Genomic DNA, 25,324 nt, shown 5'->3' with positions numbered 1-25,324 from the left:
TTTGAATAGTAGATTGATTGTGAGTTATACATGAAGATATAAAAAAGAAGGTGTGAGCGAGCACAACTTTAGCTTGTATTCTAAAGTTTGCTCTTCTCACCCCCTTATGCTCAAGTATTCTAATTTGAGACATTACCGCTTATTATCATGTCTAAAACTGTTCACGATTCTGATGTCCATACAAATGAAGCAATACGCTCGTTGCCATTAATATCTTGAACGACGTCAACATTGAGCCATGGGTATAACGCATGAATTAATTGTGTAATACGCTCCCCTTGTTGGTAACCTATTTCAAAGGTTACCACTGCTTCTGAGTTCAGCACTTGAGGGAGTTCGTTTAAGATTTTATGATAAACTGCTAAACCTTGCTCTTCTGCAAACAACGCTAATTGTGGTTCGTAACGCTTCACAGATTCACTCATTACCTCAAGCTCATCTTCACTGATATACGGTGGATTTGAGATTAACCCATCCACTTTAATTCCACGCTCAATCAATGGCTCAAGCGTATTCCCCTCAAGAAATTCAATATCTACCTCGTGCATCTGCGCACTATCACGGGCAACTTGTAAAGCCTCTGACGAAAGATCAGTAGCGAGTACTTCAGTCGATGGCACAAGTTGCTTAATCATAATCGGCAGGTTACCGCTCCCTGTACCTATATCGACTACTCGCGCGTGAGGAGAAAGTTGCTTCACAAAGTGCAACATGACTTCCTCAGTTTCTGGCCGTGGTATAAGACAAGACGGATTCACCTTGAACTGCTCTCCGTAAAAGTACTGATAACCGAGGATATATTGAACAGGTTCACCTTGAAGTAAACGTTTCATTCCTTGCTCAAACTGGGTTACCTCATGTTCAGACATCGTTGCATCTTTCTTCATTATAAAGTCGTGGCGACGCCAGCCTAATAGCTCGAAAAAGAGCCATTCAACACTTGCATGTTCCACACCGTATATTTCTGCTTTGCTTTGTGCTTGTTGCAGAACGTCACTATAGCTCGCCATTATTAAGTTCTTTCAATTTCTCTGTTTGCTCAGATAATGTGAGCGCATCAATAATTTCATCGAGTTTACCTTCAACGATTTGATCTAACTTTTGAATTGTTAAACCGATACGGTGATCTGTCACACGATTTTGTGGATAGTTATACGTTCTGATACGTTCTGAACGGTCACCTGTTCCTACTGCTGACTTACGTTCAGACGCATATTTCTCTTCCTCTTCTTGAACTTTCATATCGTAGACACGTGCTTTCAAGACTTTCATGGCTTTCTCACGGTTTTTAATTTGAGATTTTTCATCTTGAGAAGTCACGACTGTACCTGTAGGCGTGTGCGTGATACGTACAGCTGAGTCAGTTGTATTAACGTGCTGACCACCTGCACCGCTTGAACGATACGTATCAATTTTAATATCCTCATTACGAATTTCGACTTCGACATCTTCTGCTTCTGGTAATACCGCTACAGTCGCCGTAGACGTATGGATACGACCGCCTGATTCTGTTTCAGGTACACGTTGAACACGATGTGCACCGTTCTCATATTTTAATTTAGAATAAGCACCTTGACCTTGAATCATGAAACTGACTTCTTTATAGCCGCCGTGATCACTAGCGTTCATTTCTACGATGTCTGTCTTATAACCTAATGTTTCACTATAGCGTGAATACATTCTTAGTAAGTCACCAGCAAAGATGGCTGCTTCGTCCCCACCAGCTGCGGCACGAATTTCCACGATAACATTCTTGTCGTCATTAGGATCTTTCGGGATAAGTAAAAATTTCAGTTGTTCTTCAAGTTCAGGAACTTGAGGTTTCAAATCGTTCGCTTCTTCTTTAAGCATGTCGATTTCGTCTTTGTCTTTCGTTTCTCTCAACATCTCATCAATGTCAGCTAAATCCTCTTTAACTTGTTTATATTCGCGGTACACATCGACCGTCTTTTGTAAATCCGCTTGTTCTTTAGAATAAGCACGGAGTTTGTCCGAATCATTGACAACTTCTGGGTCACTCAATAGTTCGTTTAATTGTTCATATCTTTCTTCAACAATATCTAATTGATCAAACACTTAAAGTTCCTCCTTCTCTTTCTCGTCATCACTCGGTGCAACGATATGATGTGCACGACACCGTGGCTCATAACTTTCATTGGCACCTACTAATATTACAGGATCATCTACTTTCGCTGGTTTACCGTCAATCAGCCGTTGCGTGCGACTTGAAGACGAACCACAAACTGCACATACTGCTTGAAGTTTAATGATAATCTCACTTACCGCAAGCATTGCTGGCATAGGTTCAAACGGCTGACCACGAAAGTCCATGTCGAGTCCTGCTGTCACAACCCGATGACCTTGATCAGCGAGTTGTTCCGCAATATGTACAATTTCAGCGTCGAAGAACTGCACTTCATCAATTCCAATGACATCGACATCTGATAAATCATATTTAAGAATTTCGGCAGCGGTAGTGATATTAAATGCTTCTATCGCATTGCCGTTGTGGGACACAATCTTATCTTTGTCGTAACGATCGTCAATCGCAGGCTTGAACACAATCACTTTCTGTTTCGCATATAGCCCTCTGCGTAATCGTCGAATCAACTCTTCAGATTTCCCACTAAACATGCTTCCTGTAATACACTCTATCCAGCCAGAGTGATAAGTTTCGTACATGATGTGATCCACCTTTTTAAAAACATAATCGGTTTATTATATCATATTTTGGGGAGTGAGACAGAAATCAATTTATTGATTTCGTTGTCTCACCCCCGCAAGGACGACTAGTGTTCGAAACTGCGTAAGCAATTTCGAATGCAGTCGTCTACTGCGCTAATGTCTACTTAAAAGTAATAGTGAAGGTCTTTAATATTATTTGATACTCCCACAATAGACCGAAATCTATTTGATTTCATGGTCTTGCCCCCGCAAAGCTGAGTAGCATGGTCAATAGCTGTTAAGCCATTGAACTTGCCCTCAGCTACTGCGCAATTACTTGATTAGAACTATCAGTAACTTACTCTTGCTTTTATTGTTAATACATTATTAAGACAGAAATCTATTTGATTTCGTTGTCTCACCCCCGCAAGGACGGCTAGTGTTCGAAACTGCGTCAGCAATTTCGAATTCAGTCGTCTACTGCGCTTATGTATAAATAGAAAAAGCATCCTCATACACGGATGAGAATGCTTGAATGTTAGAATTAATTGTTGTTGTTTGATTTGAAACCAAATTTCTTGTTGAAACGTTCCACACGACCATCCGCAGCTGCGAATTTTTGGCGTCCTGTGTAGAATGGGTGAGAATCAGATGAAACGTCTAAACGAATTACTGGGTATTCGTTGCCGTCTTCCCATTCCATAGTTTCTGATGATGTTTTAGTAGAACCACTTAAGAATTTGTAGTTAGTTGTAGTATCTAAAAAGATAACTTTGTGGTAATCTGGATGGATTCCTTGTTTCATTATTTTCAGCTCCTTTGCCCTGAACCATCTGGAACAGAGTTATTTATGAGTTTTTAACCAATACTAAACCATTATAAGTGCTATATTGATAAAACGCAACCCCTTGAGGTAGAACTCTTCATTCTATATATATTAAATTTCAATGTTATAACTCTCGCTTGCTTGGGAGAAGTACAGAAATCTATGATTTCGTTGTACTTCCCCCGTAAAGCTGACTAGAGTTCGAGAAAGCGACAGCAATCTCGAAGTCAGACAGCTACTACGTAGGACCACACTCAACTAATTCCTTAAGCTCTAAGAGCTCAAGGAATGGATTTTCGTTGTGGTCTAGCTCCATCAAGCGTCTCGAGTACACATTGAAAATTTAATCAATATCCATTTAAATAATGGTTAATTTTACCTCAAATTTATTATCTTTTATTCTCTCCAATCACTAAATAATTGGTTTACCTGTCTTCGTACTTTCTTTCGCTGCTTCTTGTAATTGGATAAAGAATTCATGGTTGTTATCAGTGCGTTTTAACTTGCGGATAAAGCGCTCTGTGAAATCGAGTGAATCTGTGAACATGTTGCGTAACTGCCATAGTGATTCAAGCTCTTTGCGAGAAATAAGCAACTCTTCTTTACGTGTAGAACTACGACCGATGTCAATCGCTGGGAACACACGACGCTCAGCGAGTTTACGATCTAGATGGAGTTCCATGTTACCTGTACCTTTGAACTCTTCGTAAATCATGTCATCCATACGTGAACCTGTATCGACGAGTGCTGTAGCAAGGATAGTTAAACTGCCACCTGCTTCGATATTACGTGCCGCACCGAAGAAAGCTTTCGGTTTGTGTAATGAAGCAGGATCAAGTCCTCCTGACAATGTACGGCCACTTGGTGGGATGACCAAGTTATACGCACGAGCAAGACGTGTGATAGAGTCCATCAAGATAATCACGTCTTTACCGATTTCAACGAGACGTTTCGCACGTTCTAACAATAACTCAGCCACTTTCACGTGATGTTGTGGTGGCTCATCGAATGTAGAATGCACTACTTCTGCACTTTCAACAGAACGCTCAATATCTGTCACCTCTTCAGGGCGTTCACCTACGAGTAAGACGAAGAGTTCTGCATCTGGCTTATTCTCGGCCATCGCATTAGCGATTTCTTTCAAGAGCGATGTCTTACCTGCTTTCGGTGGCGCAACGATAAGACCACGTTGCCCTAGACCGATTGGCGTGATTAAATCCATGATACGTGTTGAATAATTTGTTCGAGTTGTTTCGAGCATAATACGCTCTTCAGGATAGAGAGGTGTGAGTGCTTGGAAGTGAGGACGTTTCTTAACTTCTTCCGCATTCTCATCATTGACGAAGTCGACTTGAAGTAAACCGTAGTATTTCTCGTTGTCTTTTGGCTTTCTAACTTTACCCGTGACCTTATCACCGCGTTTGATTTCAAAACGGCGGATTTGGCTAGCAGATATATAAATGTCTTTCTCGCCTTTAGAGTAGTTGACAGTTCTCAAGAATCCGTAGCCGTCTGGTTGTATATCATCGAGAATCCCTTCCATGTAGTAATTCCCGTCTTTTTCCATTTGTGCTTCCATAATCGCAAGCACTAATTCTTTTTTATTTAATTTACTATAGTTGGAAAGCTTTAAGTTTTTAGCTTTTTGAGTGAGCTCTTTAGTAGTGTTGTGTTTATATAATTCGTGGAACGATTCATATTGAGGAGATGTACGTTCTTTTTCAGGCATAATCTTGCACCCATTTCATTTAAATTTAGTTAACAAGATTGATTGTTATATAACATTCTGGCATATCATCCAATAAGTCGAAGAGCGCCTTAAGAGATGATGAGATATGATATGTATAATTAAGCTGTATAACGTACAATTTACACGCGTTCTCGGTGCGCTATCATCTGAGTTGAATCGCAGTCCTATATTCAGTAATAGGTGACTACCAATTTCTTAAATTATATAATCTTCTCAATCTTATTACCTTAATTACTATAGCAAAATTTATCCGCAAATACAAAAACATTCTTGTCCTGACTTTGAGTTTTAAAATAACAAGTATTTAAACGTTCTCGCCATAACATTCTCACTACTCACGCACATAAAAAAGCCCGTTCAAAGCACGTGCCTTGAACGAGCCTGGAAGCATCATCGCCTATTATTTATAATAACCTGCAATAGATTTCACTTCTAAGAATTCTTCGATACCGTAGTCGCCCCATTCACGACCTAAGCCTGATTGTTTGTAGCCACCAAATGGAAGGTCAGGTTTACGTCCTGCTTCGTTAAGTTCTACAGTACCTGCTTCAATATAGCGTGCGATGTGACGCAATGTTTCTTTGTCTTTACCGAACACGTAAGAAGCAAGTCCGTATTTCGTATCGTTCGCAATTTCAATTGCTTCGTCAATGTCATTATAAGTGATGATAGACATAACCGGACCGAAGATTTCTTCTTGTGCGATTGTCATTTTATTATCTACATTGTTAAAGATTGTTGGACGTGCGAAGTAACCTTGTTCGAGACCTTCTGGTTTACCAGGGCCACCGAAGAAGAGTTCAGCACCTTCTTCAACGCCTTTATCAATATAAGATTGAACTTGGTCGAATTGTTTTTTACTAATAATTGGACCTACTTGCGTTCCTTCTTCACGAGGATCGCCGACTTTCACCGCTTCAAATTGTTTCTTCACAGCAGTTAAGAAATCGTCTTTAATGCTTTCTGGAACGAGCGTACGTGTACCTGCAGTACATACTTGTCCAGTGTTATTAACAACTTTCATTGTTGCTGCTTTCGCTGCCTCTTCGATATCGGCATCATCAAGAATGATATATGGTGATTTACCACCTAACTCAAGAGATACTTTCTTGAAGTCTTTAGATGCTTTCTCCATGATCTTGCTACCTGTGCCGCCTGAGCCAGTGAATGACATCATGCGTACTTTAGGGTGTTCACTTAGTGGGTTACCTACGCCTTTACCGTCACCGTTAACGAGGTTGAACATACCTTTAGGTACACCGACTTTGTCGAAGATTTCAGCTAAGATAATAGCTGCATAAGGTGTTTCTTCAGACGGTTTCAAGACAACTGGACTTCCTGCCGCAAATGCTGCTGCAAGTTTCAATGAAGTTTGGTTCGTTGGGAAGTTCCAAGGTGTTACGAGACCAGCGACACCAATACCTTCTTTAACTACTAAGTCGTCGCCACGACGTTCTTCAAATTCGAATGAATCTAAGGCATCTCTAGCTGCTTGGAAGTGATTAATGCCTGCTTGGTAGTGTACATCTTCAGAAACTTTAAGTGGTGAACCTAATTCATCAGTGATTGCTTCGATAATATCTTGCTTTCTATTCTTGTATTCTTGTAAGATTTTGTCTAATAACTCTTTACGTTCTTCTACAGAGCTATGACGGAATTCCACTGCTACTTTATCTGCAGCTTCTACCGCTTTATCGACATCTTCTTTATTACCTGCTGCGATTGTTCCTAACACTTCTTCTGTCGCAGGATTGATAACTTCGAGTGTTTCTCCGCTTGCACTCTCTACCCATTCACCGTTGATATATTGTTTATTATAGTTTCTCATGATTATTATACACTCCTTATTTCGTGTTGGTATTACTATTTCCTTTTTCGCAAATCATTAAACATAGTAAAATGGTAAGATTTATCATAGTCAAAAAAGCGATAGTATGCAACGAAATTGTTTACCGTCGCACACCATCGCTTGATGATTTGAATAATATATTGTCTCCTCAGCACTACTGCTCTTCAAGTTGAATGTGCGCTTGCGCCCATTCTTCAATCGGTTCAAGTGCTTGAGCGAGTGAAATGCCTTTGTCCGTAAGCTTATAAACAATCGTTACCGGATCTGTAGAAACGATGTCTTTCGTTAGCAATCCCCAATCGCTCAATTCTGTTAGCTTTAAACTCAGCGAGCGTGGCGTAATTGTCTTTAAATCTCTCTTCATTTCTGTAAAATGCGCTTGGTGCTCAGGACATCGTGAAAGATAGTTAATAATTAAACCGTTCCAACTGCGTCCGAGTATTTTAAAGGTTTCTTCAAGATAAGGACATACTTCCATTTGCATCACCTTTTAACCAAAGTTGGGATAACGACTCTAAATGAAATGATCACCTCACAAATCAACTGTAGCAATTCAATAAATGCCAAATGAGCGTTCTCATTCCAGTACAAATCTTATATTAAGTATAGCACATGACTTTAAACTTCTTCAGTCCAAATATCTGCACCTAAACGCTTCAACGTTTCCACAATTTGCGTATAACCACGATAAATGTGTTTAACATTGTAAATCGTAGTGACGCCTTCAGCGAGCAATGCTGCCACAATCAGACATGCGCCGGCACGTAAATCACTCGCATAAACGCTTGCGCCGTGGAGTGTTGAAGGCTTGATTGTCGCGGTACCTTGATCGGCAGAAATATCTGCACCCATGTTCTGAAGCTCTTCTACATGTTTGAAACGGGCTGGATAAATGGTATCTGTCACAAGTGAAATTCCCTCACTCAAGAAGAGTAGAGGTGTAATCGGTTGCTGTAAATCTGTAGCGAAACCAGGATAGACAAGCGTCTTGATATTCACACTATCATAAGGTAATTGACGACGAATCGTCACGCTATCTTCATGCATATCTACGTCGACACCTAATTCTTTCAACTTCACTGTGAGTGGCTCTACATGTTTAGGAATGATATGGTCAATCGTCATTTCTTCTGCACAAGCAGCTGCAATACACATGTAAGTCCCTGCTTCAATACGGTCAGGAATGACTTGATGACGTGATCCATGAAGATGCTCTACGCCTGTAATCTTAATCGTACTTGTACCTGCGTCTTTAATATTTGCACCTAAACTAGAAAGAAAGGCAGCGACATCCACAACTTCAGGTTCTTTCGCCGCATTCTCTATCACGGTTTGTCCTTTAGCACGTACAGCTGCAAGCATAATATTAATCGTCGCGCCTACACTGACCATGTCTAAGAAGATGTTTGCACCTACGAGTTGATCCGCTTCAATCTTCATAGATGTCTCACTCGACTCATCCACGACAGCACCTAACGCTTTAAATCCTTTAATATGTTGATCAATCGGTCTCGGGCCGAGTGGGCATCCACCTGGCAGCCCGATGACACATTTTTTGAAACGGCCAAGCATTGCGCCCATCATATAGTAGGACGCACGTAAAGATTGCACCTTGTTGTTCGGTAACGGTGCATTCTCAATTTCTGTCGGATCTACATCTAGCGTTGTACCATCTAAGTGCGTATGGATATTTAAGTCACCCAATAAGCTTACTAGCGTGTCGACATCTGAAATTTGCGGCAACCCTTCTACTGTCACCTTATCCTCCGCTAGAAGCGTAGCAGGTATTATCGCTACGGCACTGTTCTTAGCACCGTGATTATGTACTGTACCAGAGAGTGTCTGACCACCTCTGATTTTAATCACTTCTTGAGTCATGCCTATGTTCTCCTTTATCTCATCTCGATCATTTTCTAAAAATACATTATTAGCATTATAAATTATTATAATATAGTTTGCAAAGTTTCGTTAGCTTTGTCTGAATATAAGTGTAAAAATATTTATATTGTGTGCGTAAATCTAAATCATGTAAGTATATATCATAGTCGTGTGAAGATTTACGTTAATCATTTCCCGATTCTAACTGAATTAACCACAATCCACACAAGAGTCTAAATAGTTGAAAAAAGCCAAGCTTTATGACTTTAAAATCCATTACATCTTTTGAAGATCGCACTCATTCTTATAACGCAATTGAATATGTTTCATCATGCTATCTAATTCCAGAGAATATTATACCAAATTTCTGCCTAGAAAGTATAAAAATTATATGAGCGGAGAGGAAATTATTAATTTCAGTAGTCAGTCATCTTGAATGAGTCTTAGTGATGAAAGGTTGCTACTAAGCGCTGAATATCATCGATTTAGAGCATGCTAGATTAAACACAATTTGAAAATATAGCACGTGTTTGGGACAATAGTATAAAATAATGTACGAGTGAGTTGGAATTCATCACCAAACTAATTAATTAGTCCATTTTTCAATGTCGACGCAAGACGCTTGAGAGAACTAAAATCACAATGATAATTCATTTTTTGAGTTGCGTGATGGCGGAGAAATACTTTAAGAGACGCAGTAAAGACCTGGATTTACAAGCATTTTAACTCTTATAAATCCTAGCTCTCCATAGGGGAAACATTACGAAATCATAACCTTCTGTCTTTCTCCCAACAAGTGTCATAACATTGAAAAATAAGTTACCTAAGGTTTGTTTAGACTCATATCATGTAGGAGGTATCGCTATGTCGAAGATTCTCAATACGCAAATTAATGGCGTGTTCAATCGTTTAGAGAAACAAGAATTAGATATACAAATGGCTGCACAGTGCCTCATTCAAGCGATTGGTGGCGAAGGACATGTCTATGTCAAAGGCTATGACGATTTGAAATTCTATGAATCCTTCGTGACTACGAGTAGTGAACGCTTAGAATCAAGCAAATTATTAGATGAGTTAGCAGACTTCGATGAACTTGATACGACGGATAGAGTCTTTCTATTTGGTCCCTATTATTCTGAAGAAATGGCTGAAGATGTCCGCAAACTCATCGATATCGATGCAGATTTCGTCGTAATTTGTAATAAACCGAAAGAAACAGAATTTCCTGATCATCTCTTCCATTTCGTTAATTTATCTACACCGCGTCCAATCGTTTATACCGAAGATTATGATAAAGTAGTCACACCACATCCAATCGCTTTCAACTATGTCTATTATGAAATCTATACACAAATGGTCGAAATGATTCGTGATTTAGATCTTTAGCACAACAGAGAACAATAAGTTCATATTTACGAAAAAACATCTCATTTTAGCTGACTCTAATCAACAAATGAGATGTTTTTATATATTATGTGATTTTATAGTAAGCGATTTAGCTTTCGAGAGTGAAAAGAAAAATTCAACTCGCCTTCTGTTCATCGCCAAACAAGCACCTTCACATTAAAGTGCGCTTTCAAATCTTATTGTTGTTTCTCTTGATGTTTCAAGCTTGCTTCTACAAAGGCTTTGAAAATAGGTTGAGGTCGATTTGGACGAGACATAAACTCTGGATGGAATTGACAAGCTACAAAGAAATCATTTTCTGGCACTTCTACCATCTCAATTAAACGACCATCTGGGCTTGTTCCAGAGAAGACCATTCCATTCTCTTCAAGTTGTTCACGGTAGTTATTATTAAATTCATAACGATGACGATGTCTTTCTTCAATATCTGTTTCATTATAAATATCGTATGCAAGTGTGTCTTTTTTAATATGGCAAGGATAAAGACCTAAACGTAACGTACCTCCTAAATCTTCGATATCCTTTTGTTCAGGTAATAAATCGATGATTGGATGAGGTGTATTTGGATCAAGTTCTGCTGAATGAGCACCTTCTAAGCCAAGCACGTGACGCGCAAATTCAACTGTCGCAAGTTGCATACCGAGGCAAATGCCGAAGTATGGCACGTTATTTTCACGCGCGTACTTAATCGCCGCAATCTTACCTTCACTCGCGCGGAAACCGAAACCGCCTGGCACGAGCACGCCATCCACGTCTGATAAATATTCCGCCACGTTATCGTCAGTGACTTCACTAGAATCGATCCATTTCACTTTCACATCTTTCTTGAATGGATAGCCTGCATGTTTCAATGATTCAACGACAGATAAATACGCATCTTGCAAGCTGACATACTTACCAACGAGACCGATTGTTATTGTGCCGTCTAAATTATTCAATGTATTAAGCAAGTATTGCCACTCGTCTAATTGTGTTTCGTATTTCGCTTCAAGACCTAGGCGTTCAATTACGATGTCATCCATATCTTGATCGCTCAGTTGAAGTGGAATTTCATATAACGATTCTGCGTCACGACATTCAATTACGCTGCGTTCGTTAATATCACAGAATAACGCAATCTTATCTTTTAAGTCTTGCGTCATTGGGTATTCAGTACGGACGACAATTAAATCAGGTTGGATACCTAAACCGCGTAATTCTTTTACACTATGTTGCGTCGGTTTCGTCTTCATTTCTCCTGCTGCTTTGATAAATGGTAACAGTGTACAGTGTACATACATCACATTATCTCTACCTAAATCACTGCGAATTTGACGAATTGCTTCGATAAATGGAAGAGATTCGATGTCTCCTGTCGTACCACCAATCTCAGTGATAACCACATCCGCATTCGTACTTTCACCAGCTAGCAGTAAACGTTCTTTGATTTCATTAGTGATGTGAGGAATAACTTGAACAGTACCTCCGAGATAATCACCGCGACGCTCTTTCTTCAACACATCAGAATAGACTTTCCCAGCAGTGACGTTAGAATATTGATTCAAGTTAATATCGATAAAGCGCTCATAGTGACCTAAGTCTAAGTCTGTTTCAGCCCCATCATCTGTAACGAAGACTTCGCCGTGTTGATATGGACTCATCGTACCCGGGTCAACGTTCAAGTATGGATCAAATTTCTGAATCGTCACGTTGAGACCGCGGTCTTTCAAGAGTCGTCCTAGCGATGCTGCCGTAATTCCTTTACCTAGCGATGATACTACGCCACCTGTTACAAATATAAACTTCGTCATTGTTCGACCTCCTATTGTCGTGCAAATTTAAGTTTTAACATTTTCAAATTAATCAATTCGTATGTACATTTATTCATCCGTAGTGAGAGCGATGCATTGCGCTAATCATACGTCGTACATTCAGCCTGTGTATGTAGGTAAAATTGTTACCGTAAAACGTGTTGCTATGCATTGGATCAAAATCAACTTAGACTGCTTGTAACATCAATCTTTCTCTCACTTATAATAAAAAAAGCGCTCCCTCTCACACGTTGTAAGGGGGAGCGTATAACATTTATACACGTCGTCCTATTTTAAGGAGCCCGAATAAAATTTTATCACTTTTACAGAAAAAGTCAATCATCGCCAATAACGATTAATCGTTCATATCTGTTTCATCTTCGAAGACTTCTTCGTCTTCTTCGAGACCGTCTTCATCTTCATCGATCACGATGTCGTTCTCATTTATTTCGTCTTCGACTTGTTCCTCATCTTCGTCTTCGACATCTTCTTCAGTTTCGCCTTCGTTGTTAGGCTTCTCTTCATCGTCTTCTTCCTCGTCACCGAGAAGTTTGAGGTTCTCATCTTCTTCGTCATCATCGTCTAAGATGTCGAATTTTTGAATCGTTGGCGCGATTTTTTCTTCAATATCATCTACAGAATACCAGTCTCGAAGACCCCATTCGTTCTCACCTACGTTAAGGAAACGACCATCTGTATTTAAATCCGTATAGAATTGCACGATTCTGTTTTCAATTTCATCGTTCTCATAATGACCGAGTTCTTTAAATTCATCGATAATATCGTATAAATTCATAGTTTCGCCTTTTTGATTTAACATCGTATAGGCCATATCGATAAATGATTTTTCGTCTACCATTTCTTTAGTATAATCTTGAATCTTCATCATCCATATACTTCCTTTCACAGGCTGTTCTTTATCATAGTTAACAATCACTGAGTGGAGCAACCTCACCTTTTACCAAGTGAAACACATACTCATACTGCGTTCACTCCTGTACTGAAGTCTCCTCTCAGACTTGCTTGCATTCGTATTTCATACTTAATCATATTAACAAAGTTAAATGATAAATGACAATATTGAATTTCGCAACCCACTTAATAATTGATATATTTTTCAAACATCACGTAATGCTCTGTCGCACTCGTCTCCACGAAGTTACTGTGTGTACACATCGCTCGGAACTCGTTATGCGCGCCATAGAGCGTTATTGTGATCACTTTCACGTCTTTAAAATGCTTACGGACGTACGTGGCAATTTGACGTAAAGCGCTTTGTGCAATACCACTTTGACGCATCTCTTCGTCGACCTCAATCGCTGCAATATTGATTCTGGAGGTATGTAATTCTAATGCCAGAAAGCCCACTTTCTCATCATCTTTCAGTAAGTCTACGATGTAAATGCCATGATCATCCTCTTGGGTGTTCGGCTTGAGGCGGAGCGAAGACACAAACTTCGCATCTAAATCGAGATAGTAGAGTCGCTCCTTACCAATCGGTCCCTCCTCTTTTGTGGCCGCATGCATAAACCCTGAGCGTTCATATAAGTTCCATGCCGCTTCATTCTCTGCATCTACAACAAGATACAAGTGGTTGAAGTCTGGGAAGAGCTCCTGTACGTATTGTGGTAAATACATCATCACCTTTGTCCCATACCCATGACCTTGAAAGGCTTCATTTACCGATAACGAACGCACATACACCACATGGTTTGGTGTATCATAACCTTCATGTTGATAATATTCATGTAGCACGAAGAAAGCGACAACTTCCCCTTCATGATTACGTGCAATATTCGCGACACGATGCGGGTCCTCGAGTGCTTCATCGAGCACGTCCTTTGGTAATGACGAATAAATTTGTTGACGCTCACTCAATTCAAATTGTTCAACTGCTTCACGATAGCATTCTTCAAATTCTTGTACGATTAAATCTTCAAACTGTGTTTGATAAACCATTCATAATCCCCTTTTGTTAGTCTCTTGTTATCTTACCCAATTTATTGTATTTAGTAAAAAGTTACAGTTAATTATTTCTCTAACCTTGATTTACCCACAAATTATTATAATATTAGAGATGATGTAAATATAAGTTGAGGTGACAACATATGAAAATCGGTATCGATGCCGGAGGAACTTTAATCAAAATTGTGAAAGAAGAAGCAGAAACACGTACATATGAAACCAAATTAACGACTGAAATCGATGAAGTGATCGAATGGTTAGATCAAGTGGACTGTGAAAGCATCAGTTTGACTGGTGGTAATGCAGCATTAATCAATGCACGTTTAAGCTGTCCATCTCGTGTCTTTGTGGAATTCGACGCAGCGGCTAAAGGTGTAGAAATGTTACTGCAAGAACAAGGTCATGATTTAGATAATTATATTTTTACCAATGTAGGCACAGGGACTTCTTTACACTACTCAGATGGCGACGGCCAACAACGTGTAGGCGGTATCGGTACTGGCGGTGGTATGATTCAAGGATTAGGCTACCTTCTCACCAATATCCAGGACTATGAAGAGTTGACCAACCTAGCACAACAAGGTGATCGTGATAAGATTGACCTTAAAGTCAAACACATTTACAAAGATACAGAGCCCCCTATACCAGGTGATTTGACTGCAGCAAACTTTGGCAACGTGCTCAACCATGTGAATGATGAGATGACTTTAGCAGACAAACTCGCTTCAGTCATCGGTGTGGTCGGCGAAGTCGTAACGACAATGGCGATTACGGTGGCACGTGAATATCAAACAGAGAATGTCGCTTATATTGGCTCTTCATTCCACAACAATCCTTTATTGAAATCAGTCATTGAAGACTATACTGTATTGCGTGGATTCAAGCCGTATACGATTGATAATGGCGCGTTTTCAGGCGCTTTAGGCGCGATTCATTTATAATATGCTGATTGACGGTTAAGCTTTAACCATATTTATAAAATACAACAAGCCCCGAGCTAGAAGTGAGTGCGTCGAGTGGTAACACGTTTAACGATGTGTCGCCTCTTCAAGCTCTTCATTCTTGCTCGGGGCATTATATATACTTTAGAATGTTAATTCATTTGAAACTTTTTGTGCAGAAACAACTGTGCCTACGACGCCAGTCTTCAAATCGATGGCAACTGCATTGTCATCATCGCGCAATTCGTCTAACCATTCTCCAAAGACTTCACCTTCTACTTCGATGAGTTCGCATTCTTCAAAGTCTTGATCGCGAACGGCTTGCGCTCTCGCTTTATCACTCCACACTGGCATAATGTTAGGTTTCTCATTCTCATTGTCACTGATCATCATAAACTGTTGTTGACCTTTTTGAGATAAACCATAAACCGCGTCTTCTTTCGCTACAACTTTAACGAACTCTTTGAGGCGAATGTTGTCTAAGTCAGACATCAATTCATTAGTTACAGCTACGACATCAACGAGTTCCCCTTCACTAGGGCCTGTTGGGTTGATAAGAATTTCATCGCCTTTGTCAAAGACCTCATCTAGTTCATAAGTAACGAAGCGGTCAATATCCATTTGATGAATCTTGTCGTAATTAATATCTTCTTTCTTTAAAAATGCTTCTGCATCTTTTTTCTGCGTCCACATGCATACTACATTCTTACCTAATACTTCATGTTTCACTAACTTTTTGTCATGTGTTGCAATAAAAAATATTTCATTCACTAATATGTCTTCATAAAAAGAATAGTTTCTGTATGACATAGAATTCCCTCGTTTCTAATACTATAAATGTCACTCATATAAAATATAAATTAGATTAATTTTCGAGTCAAACAAGTGGATTAGCAAACGCTTTCCTTATCAAGTTGCAGGCACACGGGGTAGATGTACTTTCAGTCAGCCCTATTTTCTTACGCGCCATACACTCTACCGGTCAATTTGCACAATCTCTAAACTCGTTCTAACTCTTTAAGAAACTGAGTCTCTAGCTCTTCAACTTCTTCTTTATTACGACCATGCCAAATACAACCAAAGCGCGAACCCACAAATTCATCTGTAAACCACTCGCCATCATAATATGACAAGGGATATAGCACACCCTTCTTTACATATTTAACAATCGTCTCATAAAAATGCGCATTATCCTTTTTCGCAACATAACTAAAGAACTTATGATAACCCTGCGTTAATAAAGGCTCAAGTAGCAACATATCTGTCGAACCATTCTGTCTGAAATTCAAGTCAATTGCGTAGACTTCCCCTTGCTCATCTACGAGCAAATCAAATCCAGCCACACCATGAAATCCCTTGCTTACACCGACTTCCATAATCCGACGTCCTGCTTCAATTACTTGTTCCGGCACTTCAGCCACATTTTCATTACCATTATAAAAACCGTAATCGTTCGTCAGCTGTTGTGCACTACCTAAATATTGAATCGGGCCATCTTTCTTACACGCAAATTGCACACAGTAATTCGCTACAGCTTCGACCTTCTCTTCAATAATCATATGGTCCGTTTGTTCTTGAGCCGCTTCGATACGCTGTAATGCCTCTGCTAATTCTTGTTCATTGTAGACGATAATTACGCCGTAACCGCCAGCAGTAGGTAAATCATCGCCTGGTTTCAATACATAGGGAAAGTTCCACTGTCGAACTTCCTCCTTCAATTGATCTACTTCTACGACAGCACGTTTAGGTAAGTACCGCCCCGTCGTCCACTCAGGAATCTTCGCTTTATTATTTAACGCGACGAACGTCGTTTTATCCAACGCATAATATGACGCCTCTAATATATCGTCATCATGCACGTACTGAAAGTAAATCTTCTTTCCTTGTTCATGCGCAAGTTCTCGCAACAAGTCTTCATAACTTTCCTTACTGTTAAAAGGCAAGACGTGCGACGGCTTCGGCATGTCCACGAGTTGAAATAGATGTTCCAATTTCTCCGTTACACACGCTTCATGCACGATAACCGGCAATTCATTTGAAATTAGTAATTCTCTCCCAGTTAAAAAGTTAGATTGATGTTCCTCGGGTTCTAACCAAGGATTTGAAATGTAGGAAGGCCTCGCAGAATATACGACATCTTCCGCGTACAAATCACTCAAAGTTAACTTTGGCTTAATCCCCTTACTTTCTGTCATTTAGTCGTCCCCTTTATATGTTGATACTCTGTGCGAATGGCTTCTAACAATTGTGGATCTTCTATTAAGTTCATTCCCATCAATGCAATAATCTTAGCACCTCTCAATAGAGCTTGATCTCCATGCGCGCTAATCGCTGCCTCACGAAAGCGATGCGTGTGTCCGACGAGATTACGCGAACCAATTTTAATATGAGGATGAATTGTAGGAACAATGTGACTTACGTTACCAGTGTCAGTCGAACCGTAACCGAAATCTTCGTCACTGACTTCTTCACCCATTTCACGTGCATAATGTTCAAACAAGTCATCTAGTAAAGGTGCTTTCACAAACTCATTCACTCCATTTTGAATCGGTTCAAATTCGTAATCACACCCAGTTTGAATCGCAGCGCCACGTGCAATCTCTCCTACTCGCTCGGTTAAGTGATTTAAAGCTTTGCGTGTTAATGCACGGGTGTAGAATCTTGCATGTGTGTAATCTGGAATAATATTTGCAGCTTGTCCGCCATCTAGTATGACCCCGTGCACTCGCTGATCTTGTTCAATATGTTGGCGTAGTTGCGCAACTCCATTAAAGTAAGCAATCATGGCATCCAATGCATTTCGTGCCTCGTAAGCTTTCTCTGATGCGTGCGCACTTTTACCATAGAACTTAATATCGAGTACATCCACGGCTAACGTATCAATCGTACGGTACGTCTCGTTACCAGGATGGATCATTAACGCCACATCGAGTTCGTCGATGACCCCTTCTTTCACGTAGGATGCTTTCGCGCTACCATTCTCTCCACCTTCTTCAGCCGGACAACCTAAGACAATCACTGTACCGCCGAGTTGATCAATCACTTGTTTCAACGCGATACCTGCGAGCACACTTGCTGTTCCGATGATATTGTGCCCACATGCATGACCTAAACCTGGCAAGGCATCATATTCTGCCAAGTATCCGATCGTCGGTCCTGGTCGCTCACTTTCGTATCTGGCGATAAACCCTGTGCCATGGCCTGCAATCCCTTTCTTTACCTCAAAGTCATGTTGCGTGAGTTGATCGATAAGTGTTCGTGAAGCAAAGATTTCTTCGTTTCCCAACTCAGGCCGTTGATGAATCTGATGGCTAATGGTTAAGTACTCGTATTGATGGTTGTCGATATAGTCTAATAGTTGTTGTTTAATCCCCGTCATGTTTGCGTTGCCTCCCGCATGTGCATCTGTTAAATTGTATTTAATATACCTAATTTTCTGAAATTATTATATAAAAATCATGTCCTACTCTCTGTTAATGCCTAAGAGTAGATTGCTATTTATTTTAGCGGAATACGTGTCATTTGTCATTAACTTTACCTCGTACATTTATGTAATTTGCTTCACCCGCCATATCACGCATGACGTTCATTGTAAAAGGCTGGGAGTGTTGTTACAATAATGAAGAATCTAGTAGTAGGAGGAAATAGTATGCCAAAAATGAACGTTGAAAGTTTCAATCTCGACCATACTAAAGTGGTTGCGCCTTTCGTTCGCTTAGCTGGTAAGATGGAAGGTCAGAATGGAGATACCATTTATAAATACGACATTCGCTTTAAACAACCGAACAAAGAACATATGGAAATGCCAGGCCTTCACTCTTTAGAACACTTGATGGCTGAGAATATTCGTAATCATAGCGACAAAGTTGTAGACATTAGTCCAATGGGTTGCCAAACAGGTTTCTACGTATCATTCATTAATCATCAAGATTATGATGATGTCTTACAAATTCTCGAAGATACACTTAACGACGTCTTAAATGCTGAAGAAGTGCCTGCTTGCAACGAAGTTCAATGCGGTTGGGCAGCAAGCCACTCCTTAGAAGGAGCGAAAGAAATCGCACAAGCTTTCTTAGATAAACGTAATGAATGGAACGAAATCTATAGTTCAGCTCAATAATATTTAAAAAATGCCATTCGATGTTACGCACTTCGCGTTCATCGAATGGCATTTCTATGTGTGCGACGAATTAAGGCAACAGAGCATTAATTTTTCTGATCTTGCATACTTCTAATTCTGTCGCCTAACCTTCACATATTTTACAATTTGCTAATCATACGCATTAAAATAAATTGCATTGGTAATCTAGCATAAAGTACCCATGTTGGTAATTGCTTGTCACCTAGAGGCAATTTCTTACGTGCCATATAAATATTAGCCGGGAAGACAGCAATTAAGAAAGCATTGATACTCTTCTTCCAGAATTCACTTGGACGTTTGATCGTCATGATGATACCGAAGAGAATTTCGAATACACCAGTCACTAAGACAGCTGTCTTACGTAATGGCAAGTAATGTGGCACGATATTTCTAAATTGACGTTCTTTCACAAAGTGTAAGATACCGATTCCTACGAAACCGATACCTAATAAGATTCGGATGAATTGTTTCATCTGTGAACCCCCATTTCTTTTAAATAGCTTTTACCATACTCAGGCAGATCAACTCCAAAGTTGTCTGCGATGGTCATACCGATTGAGCTGAACGTAGCATCGAGCGAAAGCTCATAGCAATAATCGACTTGCGGACTATACATCAAGACAGGAACATACTCACGCGTATGGTCTGTGCCTTCTGCGGTTGGATCATTACCGTGGTCAGCTGTAATAATCAGTAAATCATCCTCGTCCATGTGCTCGAGAATTTCTGGTATGCGATCATCAAAGTCTTTCAACGCTTGCGCATATCCTGCTTTATCACGACGGTGACCAAATTTCGCATCAAAGTCCACTAAGTTGAGGAAACTCAAACCTTCGAAATCTTGCTGTAAGGTCTGAACGAGACGATCTACACCATCCATATTATCAGCGGTACGTATCGCCTGCGTCACACCTTCACCATCATAAATGTCATTGATTTTACCTAAAGCAATTACGTCATAATCCGCTTCTTGCAACGTATTCATTACTGTCTTACCAAAGGGCTTCAATGCATAATCATGACGGTGTGCTGTGCGAGTAAAATGCCCTGGTTCACCAACATATGGACGCGCAATCACACGGCCTACGAGATACTCAGGATCCTTCGTGATTTCGCGAACTTGTTCACAAATATCATAGAGTTCGTCGAGTGGAATGACCTCTTCGTGCGCAGCGATTTGCAATACAGGGTCAGCTGACGTATAGACGATTAAATCGCCTGTCTCAAGTTGATGCTCGCCCCACTCTTCAATAATTTGTGTGCCTGATGCTGGACGATTCGCCACAACTTTACGTCCTGATACACGCTCAATCTCGTCAATGAGCTTCTGCGGAAAGCCCTCAGGATAAACTTTGAACGGCTGCATAATATTGAGACCCATTATTTCCCAGTGCCCTGTCATCGTATCTTTACCAATTGATGCTTCACTCAGCTTGGTATACCATGCTTGTGGTGTTTCGGTAGAAGGAACGCCTGGCAATGAGTCAATATTACCTAACCCGAGTTGAGCGAGATTCGGTAATGTCACACCGCTATCTTCAAGCGTGTGTCTTAACGTATGTGTCCCCTCGTCGTTAAATGCGGCTGCATCTGGGCCTTCTCCAATACCTACGGAATCCATCACGATAAGATGAATTCGTTTAAATGGCTTAACCATTATGTTTCAGCTCCATTTCTTCTCTACACTTATTCTAAATCATCTATGAAATCATCGACAATCATCACGCATGCGTGACATCATTATTCTAAAGCGTCAATGATCGCTACGCCTGCACTTGCGCCGACACGCGTCGCACCTGCTTCAAGCATTTGTAGGAAGTCATCAGCTGTTCGAATTCCACCTGACGCTTTCACTTCCATCGCTTGGCCTACAGTTTCTTTCATCAATTGAACATCATGTGTCGTTGCACCGCCACCTGTGAAACCAGTAGATGTCTTCACAAAGTCAGCACCTGCAGATTGACTCAATTCACATGCTTTCACTTTCTCCTCATCCGTTAATAAGCACGTTTCAATAATCACTTTCACTGTCTTATGATTTGCGGCTTGAACGACGGCAGAGATATCTGCTTCTACACGTTCATAGTCTTGTTCTTTCAGTGCTCCAATATTGAGCACCATATCTATTTCTTGCGCACCATTTTTAATCGCATCTTCAGTTTCGAACACCTTAGTTTCAGTAGAAGTTGCGCCAAGCGGGAAACCAATCACGGTACAAATTAACACGTCACTGTCGCCTAACTTCTCTGCTGCATGACGTACATGTCCTGGATGGATACAAATAGATTTAAATTGATATGCTTTCGCTTCATTGATGAGTTGATCGATTTGTTGAGTCGTCGCATCTGGTTTTAATAATGTGTGGTCAATATACTTCGCATATGACACAACGATGCCCTCCTTCAGTTATGGGTAATATGAGTTTAATGTTGAGTATGTTAAAAGACGTTGAGAGGTCGTTCTACGAATAAAAATAAGCACTTATATGGGAAATCGTATTTACAATTTTAATCTTTATGTAATCGACCTTTCTATATTTAAAACACAACGCACTTTCAAAACTTCAAACATTCAAACTCTGTTAAAATAATTTCCATTTTTATACTACAAAAATTCGCCAAAATAATAAACCAATGTTATCTTAAGAAAGAAGAAAAAATGAAGGAGCAATGGAACATGACTCAAGCTACACCGCATATTCAACCTAATGGCGTACCTATCGCTAAGACCGTTCTCATGCCAGGGGATCCACTCCGTGCGAAATATATCGCTGATAACTATTTAGAAGACGTGCAACAGTTTAACGAAGTGCGCAACATGTTCGGCTATACAGGAACATATAAAGGGAAACAAATCTCAGTAATGGGTTCTGGCATGGGCATGCCAAGTATTGGTATTTATTCATACGAACTCTACAATTTCTTTGATGTTGACACGATTATTCGTGTAGGTTCATGTGGCGCGTTACAAGATGACATCAATCTGTATGACATCATCATCGCCCAAGCCGCTTCTACAAACTCAAGTTATGTAGACCAGTTCAACATTCCAGGCCATTACTCACCTATCGCTGATTTCCATCTCATCACTGAAGCACAACGTCACGCTGATGCGTTAGGCGCTACAACGCATGTAGGGAACGTGCTCTCATCTGACACTTTCTACAACGCTGATGAAACGTTTAATACGCAGTGGAAACGCATGGGCATTCTCGGTATTGAAATGGAATCTGCTGCCCTTTACTTAAATGCAACCTTTGCTGGTAAAAAGGCTTTAGGTATCTTCACCGTAAGTGATCACATTTTTAGAGACGAAGCGACAACAGCTGAAGAACGTCAAAATGCCTTCACACAAATGATGGAAATTGCTTTAGAAACAGCTGAATAAATACGAAAGCCTAGATGCAACGCTTTAAATTAAGCGTGTGGCATCTAGGCTTTTTAACGTTATCAGCTATTAATATAAGGTAAGAGTCAAATTGTTACTATGCTCTTATTCACCTAAATAAGATTTCAACATCCAGTTGTGTTTATCAATATCTGTTTGCATACCGATAAACATATCTTCAGTTACGTCATCTTCTGCTTTACCTGCAACTTCAATCGCTTCTTCTAATTGTTTAGAAACATTTGTGAAGTCTTTAGAGAGTTCAGCAACCATTTCTTCAGCTTTGTAATATTTACCTGCTTCATCGATGATTGAAATGTCTAAGCTTTCTCGTAATGTTGCTACAGGATTTCCTCCGATAGCTAAAATACGTTCAGCTAAATCGTCAATAAATTGACTCGCTTCATCATATAATTCTTCAAATTTAGTGTGTAGAGCAAAGAAGTTAGGCCCTTTCACATACCAGTGGAAATTGTGTAATTTAGTAAATGCAACTGTCCAATTAGCAACCTGTTGATTCAATACGCGTACTACATCTTCATTATTATTAGCCATGATAATCTCTCCTTTAAGTTAGACGTCGACTAAAACGCCTTATCTTTAATAGTTATTATATCATAATCACTTTAATCTTCAACACTAAAGCTCATCTAGCTAAATATTTTAAAAATGCCTTTATCATAGCTTATAAAACCTCTAAACTACTATAACAACCTTAATATTAATTGAGAAAATTAAAATTTAATTGATAATACGCTTAGTCTTCTGCATGCTCTTGCTTATCAATAAAAAATGATTTTTCATAGTCGTTCGGTCGATGCCAATGCGTTTTCCACATAATTTTACGGTTTTGAGCGAAAAAGTCATAAGCTGCATCACGTATCACACTTGGAACTAATTTCAGTAAATAAGCCATCCACTTATATTTAGGTAAAGTTGCAATAAGTGATAGAATCGCATCTGATTTATATTGTAAGTGGTCGCCATGTTGTACGATTACAGAATCATATTTTTGAGATTCAGGATAATCATTTTTAAGTTTTTTACCTGCATCGCTTTGTAACTGCACAAATTCATAACGCGGAGATAAACCATGTTGAATGAGCCAAATCGCATAATTATAACAATAAACACACGTACCGTCGTAATAAATAATAGGCATGAAGTTCACTCCATTCAAATTCGTTCTTACTCATAATATATCCTTTTTAGTCTCACTTAAATCATTAGAGCTATTCCACGCTTAAGTAGAAAAAGAGAACTTAAGCTACTCATTAAAGTAACTCAAGTTCTCATGTTCAAGATTAGTTGTCCTCATTCACACGGACAATGCGTGTATATTTCAAGAATTGAGGACTATATTTCGCTTTAATCGTTGCTAAATCATCATAGGTGATGCCTATGATGTGCCAATTCGGATTGAAGTGGTAGAATGAGTCTTTTTTACGAGACCACTTGATCATCTTGCCTTCTTTGTTATAACGAGGCAGCGTGATTTCATAACCATCAAGGACATTTAAATACATTTGAAAGACATCTGGATCAATTCGGTTGAAATTATCTATAACAAGATAACTTTTATCTTTACGTGGCATATTCTGCGTGATAAAGCCCTCTCGATAATAAAGCGCACCATTCTCATTAGGTAAATATTTACCATATAGCATATCCTCAGTGAAATCAGGATGACCTGTCGTAATCACAGGATTGGCATTCGTCTTCTGCAACAACTCTTGCGCTGCCTCTAAACCTTGTTTATACCGATTCACCGCGAGCAAGATGAACGGCTTAATATCATCATCTTCTGAGTCTAACACGTGTGTTTTCTCTACTTTCTCAAACTGCGGTTTCAAACCATTATTTTCGCTCATCTCGAGGATCGCTTCATATTGCGTTTGAGATAAACTTGCAATCGCTTGTTTCGCATTTTCCTGTAAAAAATATAAATTCTTCAATTTCGGATGTTTGTTCAGTGTCGTCAACGTCACTGGATTAATGGTGCGTTCGAAATAAACTTCGATGGCCGAGCTATTCGTGCGACCAGGAATCGGTGGTTTCTCATGTAAATGATGCGACACCTCACCTAAACCGATGACAGATTGATTCGCATTCTTATTAAAGAAGACGAGTTGATCTCCAACTTCAAGCTGCGTATAGTGGTGGTATCCATTACGCTTAATACCGTTGTATGTATGCGTGTAAACCGTGTATTGTTCACCAGGTTCAAAGTCTTGTGTTTCTGAAAGGAAGAAATAACGAGGAATCTTCGTTTCTCCACGACCTAAGCTCACGATTAATTCAAATTCTTCTTGTGTAATTTGATTAAACAGAGTTTCTTTCATATTACGCATTCTAAATTCAAGTTGTTCACTTCGTTTCAAATAGTCAGATGTGAGCGGTTTTAACTCTTCTTTCAACTCGAAGTGTACGCGTATCTTATTCTGCGCGCCGGTTTGCACACTGACAATCTCCCCGTGACCTAGAAGACCTGTATCCATTTGCACTTGATAGAAGATAACTTGGTCTCCTACTTGCGCATTTTTAAAAGCTCTAAAGCCTTGTGAAGGATTAAAATGGGCTCCTGATTCAAATAACGTAGTCTGCCCGACAAGAGGTTCGTGATGATCCCAACGATTATACCCACAATTCAACCAAAAGTAATTTGTTTCCTCAGCCATGTAGAATACTCCTTGCTTCTCTAAGTTTATACTATCTTGTCTATTATA

General features: G+C 39.8%; 24 protein-coding genes. 4 read left to right on the top strand and 20 right to left on the bottom strand.

Annotated elements, in window-relative coordinates:
• Positions 1-161: 161 nt before the first annotated feature.
• The 8 genes from prmC to CD039_RS11595 form a co-directional block, all read right to left on the bottom strand.
• Positions 162-1,010: a peptide chain release factor N(5)-glutamine methyltransferase gene (gene prmC / locus CD039_RS11630; protein WP_103372447.1), complete on the bottom strand. Its 849-nt coding sequence runs from the start codon at positions 1,008-1,010 to the stop codon at positions 162-164.
• Entirely contained in the window at positions 997-2,076 is a 1,080-nt protein-coding gene (gene prfA, locus CD039_RS11625) for a peptide chain release factor 1 (RefSeq protein WP_103372446.1), read from the bottom strand. Before prfA ends, prmC begins: the two co-directional genes overlap by 14 nt.
• The gene (locus tag CD039_RS11620) at positions 2,077-2,682 is read right to left on the bottom strand and encodes a thymidine kinase (RefSeq protein ID WP_049405694.1); all 606 of its coding nucleotides are present in this window, start codon (positions 2,680-2,682) and stop codon (positions 2,077-2,079) included.
• Positions 2,683-3,208: 526 nt separating this feature from the next.
• Positions 3,209-3,469, bottom strand: coding sequence for a type B 50S ribosomal protein L31 (locus CD039_RS11615; RefSeq protein ID WP_049405692.1), 261 nt, complete (start codon positions 3,467-3,469; stop codon positions 3,209-3,211).
• 433 nt (positions 3,470-3,902) lie between these two features.
• Positions 3,903-5,219 (bottom strand): transcription termination factor Rho, encoded by a 1,317-nt coding sequence (gene rho / locus CD039_RS11610; protein ID WP_002471611.1) that lies wholly within the window; start codon positions 5,217-5,219, stop codon positions 3,903-3,905.
• Between the two features lie 421 nt (positions 5,220-5,640).
• Positions 5,641-7,068: an aldehyde dehydrogenase family protein gene (locus CD039_RS11605; protein ID WP_103372445.1), complete on the bottom strand. Its 1,428-nt coding sequence runs from the start codon at positions 7,066-7,068 to the stop codon at positions 5,641-5,643.
• Positions 7,069-7,243: 175 nt separating this feature from the next.
• The gene (locus CD039_RS11600; RefSeq protein WP_103372444.1) at positions 7,244-7,567 is read right to left on the bottom strand and encodes a winged helix-turn-helix transcriptional regulator; all 324 of its coding nucleotides are present in this window, start codon (positions 7,565-7,567) and stop codon (positions 7,244-7,246) included.
• Between the two features lie 140 nt (positions 7,568-7,707).
• Complete coding sequence (locus CD039_RS11595; protein ID WP_103372443.1) at positions 7,708-8,967, bottom strand: UDP-N-acetylglucosamine 1-carboxyvinyltransferase; 1,260 nt, start codon at positions 8,965-8,967, stop codon at positions 7,708-7,710.
• Positions 8,968-9,831: 864 nt separating this feature from the next.
• Here CD039_RS11595 and CD039_RS11590 point away from each other — a divergent pair.
• Positions 9,832-10,353, top strand: coding sequence for a DUF2529 family protein (locus CD039_RS11590; protein WP_103372442.1), 522 nt, complete (start codon positions 9,832-9,834; stop codon positions 10,351-10,353).
• A gap of 197 nt (positions 10,354-10,550) precedes the next feature.
• Here the strand turns inward: CD039_RS11590 and CD039_RS11585 are convergent, their stop codons facing one another.
• The 3 genes from CD039_RS11585 to CD039_RS11575 form a co-directional block, all read right to left on the bottom strand.
• Positions 10,551-12,164, bottom strand: a complete 1,614-nt coding sequence (locus tag CD039_RS11585) for a CTP synthase (protein ID WP_103372441.1) — start codon at positions 12,162-12,164, stop codon at positions 10,551-10,553.
• Between the two features lie 355 nt (positions 12,165-12,519).
• Positions 12,520-13,050 carry a DNA-directed RNA polymerase subunit delta gene (gene rpoE / locus CD039_RS11580; RefSeq protein WP_103372468.1) on the bottom strand — a complete coding sequence of 177 codons (531 nt, stop codon included), beginning with the start codon at positions 13,048-13,050 and terminating at the stop codon, positions 12,520-12,522.
• A gap of 212 nt (positions 13,051-13,262) precedes the next feature.
• Entirely contained in the window at positions 13,263-14,123 is an 861-nt protein-coding gene (locus CD039_RS11575; RefSeq protein ID WP_103372440.1) for a GNAT family N-acetyltransferase, read from the bottom strand.
• A 149-nt stretch (positions 14,124-14,272) separates the two neighbouring features.
• Between CD039_RS11575 and coaW the strand changes: the two genes are divergently transcribed.
• Entirely contained in the window at positions 14,273-15,070 is a 798-nt protein-coding gene (coaW, locus tag CD039_RS11570) for a type II pantothenate kinase (protein ID WP_103372439.1), read from the top strand.
• A gap of 144 nt (positions 15,071-15,214) precedes the next feature.
• Here coaW and CD039_RS11565 read toward each other — a convergent pair whose 3' ends face one another.
• The 3 genes from CD039_RS11565 to CD039_RS11555 form a co-directional block, all read right to left on the bottom strand.
• On the bottom strand, positions 15,215-15,880 hold the full coding sequence (locus tag CD039_RS11565) for a DUF2750 domain-containing protein (protein WP_103372438.1): 666 nt from the start codon (positions 15,878-15,880) through the stop codon (positions 15,215-15,217).
• Positions 15,881-16,068: 188 nt separating this feature from the next.
• Entirely contained in the window at positions 16,069-17,265 is a 1,197-nt protein-coding gene (ldmS, locus tag CD039_RS11560) for an L-aspartate--L-methionine ligase LdmS (protein ID WP_103372437.1), read from the bottom strand.
• Positions 17,262-18,449, bottom strand: a complete 1,188-nt coding sequence (locus CD039_RS11555) for a M20 family metallopeptidase (protein WP_103372436.1) — start codon at positions 18,447-18,449, stop codon at positions 17,262-17,264. Before CD039_RS11555 ends, ldmS begins: the two co-directional genes overlap by 4 nt.
• Positions 18,450-18,719: 270 nt before the next feature.
• Here CD039_RS11555 and CD039_RS11550 point away from each other — a divergent pair, with 270 nt between their 5' ends.
• On the top strand, positions 18,720-19,190 hold the full coding sequence (locus tag CD039_RS11550; RefSeq protein ID WP_103372435.1) for an S-ribosylhomocysteine lyase: 471 nt from the start codon (positions 18,720-18,722) through the stop codon (positions 19,188-19,190).
• A 140-nt stretch (positions 19,191-19,330) separates the two neighbouring features.
• On the opposite strand, the gene CD039_RS11545 is transcribed toward CD039_RS11550, so the two are convergent.
• The 3 genes from CD039_RS11545 to deoC form a co-directional block, all read right to left on the bottom strand.
• A complete protein-coding gene (locus CD039_RS11545) occupies positions 19,331-19,684 on the bottom strand; it encodes a DoxX family protein (RefSeq protein WP_103372434.1) in 354 nt (117 codons plus the stop codon).
• Positions 19,681-20,868: a phosphopentomutase gene (deoB, locus tag CD039_RS11540; RefSeq protein WP_103372433.1), complete on the bottom strand. Its 1,188-nt coding sequence runs from the start codon at positions 20,866-20,868 to the stop codon at positions 19,681-19,683. The genes CD039_RS11545 and deoB overlap by 4 nt, the downstream gene beginning before the upstream one ends.
• 83 nt (positions 20,869-20,951) lie before the next feature.
• Positions 20,952-21,599, bottom strand: a complete 648-nt coding sequence (gene deoC / locus CD039_RS11535; RefSeq protein WP_103372432.1) for a deoxyribose-phosphate aldolase — start codon at positions 21,597-21,599, stop codon at positions 20,952-20,954.
• Positions 21,600-21,887: 288 nt separating this feature from the next.
• On the opposite strand from deoC, the gene deoD reads away from it, so the two are divergent.
• Positions 21,888-22,598: a purine-nucleoside phosphorylase gene (deoD, locus tag CD039_RS11530; RefSeq protein WP_103372431.1), complete on the top strand. Its 711-nt coding sequence runs from the start codon at positions 21,888-21,890 to the stop codon at positions 22,596-22,598.
• 105 nt (positions 22,599-22,703) lie between these two features.
• Here the strand turns inward: deoD and CD039_RS11525 are convergent, their stop codons facing one another.
• The 3 genes from CD039_RS11525 to CD039_RS11515 form a co-directional block, all read right to left on the bottom strand.
• Positions 22,704-23,153: a Dps family protein gene (locus tag CD039_RS11525; RefSeq protein ID WP_002471606.1), complete on the bottom strand. Its 450-nt coding sequence runs from the start codon at positions 23,151-23,153 to the stop codon at positions 22,704-22,706.
• A gap of 202 nt (positions 23,154-23,355) precedes the next feature.
• Positions 23,356-23,760, bottom strand: a complete 405-nt coding sequence (locus CD039_RS11520) for a thiol-disulfide oxidoreductase DCC family protein (RefSeq protein WP_103372430.1) — start codon at positions 23,758-23,760, stop codon at positions 23,356-23,358.
• Positions 23,761-23,902: 142 nt separating this feature from the next.
• Positions 23,903-25,276, bottom strand: coding sequence for an EVE domain-containing protein (locus CD039_RS11515; RefSeq protein ID WP_103372429.1), 1,374 nt, complete (start codon positions 25,274-25,276; stop codon positions 23,903-23,905).
• Between the last annotated feature and the right edge of the window lie 48 nt (positions 25,277-25,324).

It is taken from the genome of Staphylococcus argensis (genome assembly GCF_002902305.1).
Classification (GTDB): Bacteria; Bacillota; Bacilli; order Staphylococcales; family Staphylococcaceae; genus Staphylococcus; species Staphylococcus argensis.
Note: the sequence above shows the minus strand (reverse complement) of the source record. Positions and strands in the feature narration are given on the sequence as shown.

What these genes read in the sequence shown, in the direction of transcription:
- CD039_RS11565 (WP_103372438.1), bottom strand. Translation starts at nt 15,880, where the DNA reads ATGTCATACAGAAACTATTCTTTTTATGAAGACATATTAGTGAATGAA.
- CD039_RS11525 (WP_002471606.1), bottom strand. Translation starts at nt 23,153, where the DNA reads ATGGCTAATAATAATGAAGATGTAGTACGCGTATTGAATCAACAGGTT.
- CD039_RS11555 (WP_103372436.1), bottom strand. Translation starts at nt 18,449, where the DNA reads ATGACGGGGATTAAACAACAACTATTAGACTATATCGACAACCATCAA.
- CD039_RS11520 (WP_103372430.1), bottom strand. Translation starts at nt 23,760, where the DNA reads ATGCCTATTATTTATTACGACGGTACGTGTGTTTATTGTTATAATTAT.
- CD039_RS11615 (WP_049405692.1), bottom strand. Translation starts at nt 3,469, where the DNA reads ATGAAACAAGGAATCCATCCAGATTACCACAAAGTTATCTTTTTAGAT.
- rpoE (WP_103372468.1), bottom strand. Translation starts at nt 13,050, where the DNA reads ATGAAGATTCAAGATTATACTAAAGAAATGGTAGACGAAAAATCATTT.
- CD039_RS11600 (WP_103372444.1), bottom strand. Translation starts at nt 7,567, where the DNA reads ATGGAAGTATGTCCTTATCTTGAAGAAACCTTTAAAATACTCGGACGC.
- CD039_RS11590 (WP_103372442.1), top strand. Translation starts at nt 9,832, where the DNA reads ATGTCGAAGATTCTCAATACGCAAATTAATGGCGTGTTCAATCGTTTA.
- CD039_RS11550 (WP_103372435.1), top strand. Translation starts at nt 18,720, where the DNA reads ATGCCAAAAATGAACGTTGAAAGTTTCAATCTCGACCATACTAAAGTG.
- CD039_RS11605 (WP_103372445.1), bottom strand. Translation starts at nt 7,068, where the DNA reads ATGAGAAACTATAATAAACAATATATCAACGGTGAATGGGTAGAGAGT.
- coaW (WP_103372439.1), top strand. Translation starts at nt 14,273, where the DNA reads ATGAAAATCGGTATCGATGCCGGAGGAACTTTAATCAAAATTGTGAAA.
- ldmS (WP_103372437.1), bottom strand. Translation starts at nt 17,265, where the DNA reads ATGACAGAAAGTAAGGGGATTAAGCCAAAGTTAACTTTGAGTGATTTG.
- CD039_RS11545 (WP_103372434.1), bottom strand. Translation starts at nt 19,684, where the DNA reads ATGAAACAATTCATCCGAATCTTATTAGGTATCGGTTTCGTAGGAATC.
- prmC (WP_103372447.1), bottom strand. Translation starts at nt 1,010, where the DNA reads ATGGCGAGCTATAGTGACGTTCTGCAACAAGCACAAAGCAAAGCAGAA.
- CD039_RS11515 (WP_103372429.1), bottom strand. Translation starts at nt 25,276, where the DNA reads ATGGCTGAGGAAACAAATTACTTTTGGTTGAATTGTGGGTATAATCGT.
- CD039_RS11620 (WP_049405694.1), bottom strand. Translation starts at nt 2,682, where the DNA reads ATGTACGAAACTTATCACTCTGGCTGGATAGAGTGTATTACAGGAAGC.
- rho (WP_002471611.1), bottom strand. Translation starts at nt 5,219, where the DNA reads ATGCCTGAAAAAGAACGTACATCTCCTCAATATGAATCGTTCCACGAA.
- CD039_RS11575 (WP_103372440.1), bottom strand. Translation starts at nt 14,123, where the DNA reads ATGGTTTATCAAACACAGTTTGAAGATTTAATCGTACAAGAATTTGAA.
- deoD (WP_103372431.1), top strand. Translation starts at nt 21,888, where the DNA reads ATGACTCAAGCTACACCGCATATTCAACCTAATGGCGTACCTATCGCT.
- deoB (WP_103372433.1), bottom strand. Translation starts at nt 20,868, where the DNA reads ATGGTTAAGCCATTTAAACGAATTCATCTTATCGTGATGGATTCCGTA.
- CD039_RS11585 (WP_103372441.1), bottom strand. Translation starts at nt 12,164, where the DNA reads ATGACGAAGTTTATATTTGTAACAGGTGGCGTAGTATCATCGCTAGGT.
- CD039_RS11595 (WP_103372443.1), bottom strand. Translation starts at nt 8,967, where the DNA reads ATGACTCAAGAAGTGATTAAAATCAGAGGTGGTCAGACACTCTCTGGT.